This is a genomic window from Enterococcus massiliensis (assembly GCF_001050095.1).
GTDB lineage: Bacteria > Bacillota > Bacilli > Lactobacillales > Enterococcaceae > Enterococcus_C > Enterococcus_C songbeiensis.
Genome location: NZ_CVRN01000001.1, coordinates 1 through 1,347 on the forward strand (window position 1 = coordinate 1; position 1,347 = coordinate 1,347).

Consider the following 1,347-nt stretch of genomic DNA (forward strand, 5'->3'; position numbering starts at 1 on the left):
TGTAGTGAGGGGTTGCCCCTTGTGAGAGTAGGACGTCGCCACGCTGGTTTATTCCGGCATAGCTCAGTTGGTAGTAGCGCATGACTGTTAATCATGATGTCGTAGGTTCGAGTCCTACTGCCGGAGTTCTCAATTTTTTTAAAATTGTAGAGTAATGAGCTTCTTTCACTCGGGAGAGTTGTCCGAGAGGCCGAAGGAGCATGATTGGAAATCATGTAGATGGTAAACACTGTCTCAAGGGTTCGAATCCCTTACTCTCCGTTTTGTTGGTCCGTTGGTCAAGTGGTTAAGACACCGCCCTTTCACGGCGGTAACACGGGTTCGAGTCCCGTACGGATCATTAATTAAAATATGGAGGTTTAGCTCAGCTGGGAGAGCATCTGCCTTACAAGCAGAGGGTCAGCGGTTCGATCCCGTTAACCTCCATAATATGAGTGGTTCCGTGGTGTAGGGGTTAACATGCCTGCCTGTCACGCAGGAGATCGCGGGTTCGATTCCCGTCGGAACCGCCATTTATAATTTTAATTATCTTCATTTTTTTGTGGCTCGGTAGCTCAGTTGGTAGAGCAATGGATTGAAGCTCCATGTGTCGGCAGTTCGATTCTGTCCCGCGCCACCATGGAGGAGTAGCGAAGTGGCTAAACGCGACGGACTGTAAATCCGTTCCTTCGGGTTCAGTGGTTCGAATCCACTCTCCTCCATTAGGGGCATAGTTTAAAGGTAGAACAGCGGTCTCCAAAACCGTTAGTGTGGGTTCAATTCCTGCTGCCCCTGCCATTATTTTTTGTTACTGTTAGTTAGTGTCATGGCGATTGTGGCGAAGTGGTTAACGCACCGGATTGTGGCTCCGGCATTCGTGGGTTCGATTCCCATCATTCGCCCTTTATTGGGGTATAGCCAAGCGGTAAGGCAAGGGACTTTGACTCCCTCATGCGTTGGTTCGAATCCAGCTACCCCAGTTCTACATTTACAGATGTAGAAAAAAATAGTATAATGGCGGTATAGCCAAGTGGTAAGGCAGAGGTCTGCAAAACCTTCATCACCGGTTCAAATCCGGTTACCGCCTTAGTACTAATTATTACTATTATATTGTTATGCCGGCGTGGCGGAATTGGCAGACGCGCTGGACTCAAAATCCAGTGCCCGTTGAGGGCGTGCCGGTTCGACCCCGGCCGCCGGTATCGTTGATGTATCAGTCTTCTTAGAAGATTGATACATCTTTTTTTGGCTCTTTGTCAATAAGGACTGATGAGTTGTGCAAAATCAAATCTGGGTCAGAATGAACCTCATTCTGGCTCAGATTTTTTTGTTATCTTACATTGATTAATTGATTGATCAAAAAGATTC

Annotated in this window: 12 tRNA genes; all 12 read left to right on the forward strand. The window is 47.4% G+C overall.

Annotation, left to right across the window (positions count from 1 at the left end):
- Positions 1–52 precede the first annotated feature (52 nt).
- The 12 genes from BN1875_RS00005 to BN1875_RS00060 all read left to right on the forward strand — a co-directional run bounded on the left by BN1875_RS00005 (position 53) and on the right by BN1875_RS00060 (position 1,181).
- A tRNA-Asn gene (locus tag BN1875_RS00005) sits at positions 53–126 on the forward strand.
- Between the two features lie 46 nt (positions 127–172).
- Positions 173–261, forward strand: a tRNA-Ser gene (locus tag BN1875_RS00010).
- A gap of 7 nt (positions 262–268) precedes the next feature.
- A tRNA-Glu gene (locus tag BN1875_RS00015) sits at positions 269–340 on the forward strand.
- A 13-nt stretch (positions 341–353) separates the two neighbouring features.
- Positions 354–426 (forward strand) — tRNA-Val (locus tag BN1875_RS00020).
- A gap of 10 nt (positions 427–436) precedes the next feature.
- A tRNA-Asp gene (locus BN1875_RS00025) sits at positions 437–512 on the forward strand.
- Between the two features lie 31 nt (positions 513–543).
- Positions 544–619 (forward strand) — tRNA-Phe (locus tag BN1875_RS00030).
- A 1-nt stretch (position 620) separates the two neighbouring features.
- Positions 621–701, forward strand: a tRNA-Tyr gene (locus BN1875_RS00035).
- A 2-nt stretch (positions 702–703) separates the two neighbouring features.
- Positions 704–777: transfer RNA gene (locus tag BN1875_RS00040), tRNA-Trp, on the forward strand.
- Positions 778–808: 31 nt separating this feature from the next.
- Positions 809–881 (forward strand) — tRNA-His (locus BN1875_RS00045).
- A gap of 6 nt (positions 882–887) precedes the next feature.
- Positions 888–959 (forward strand) — tRNA-Gln (locus BN1875_RS00050).
- Between the two features lie 36 nt (positions 960–995).
- Positions 996–1,066, forward strand: a tRNA-Cys gene (locus BN1875_RS00055).
- A gap of 30 nt (positions 1,067–1,096) precedes the next feature.
- Positions 1,097–1,181 (forward strand) — tRNA-Leu (locus BN1875_RS00060).
- The last annotated feature ends 166 nt before the right edge of the window (positions 1,182–1,347 follow it).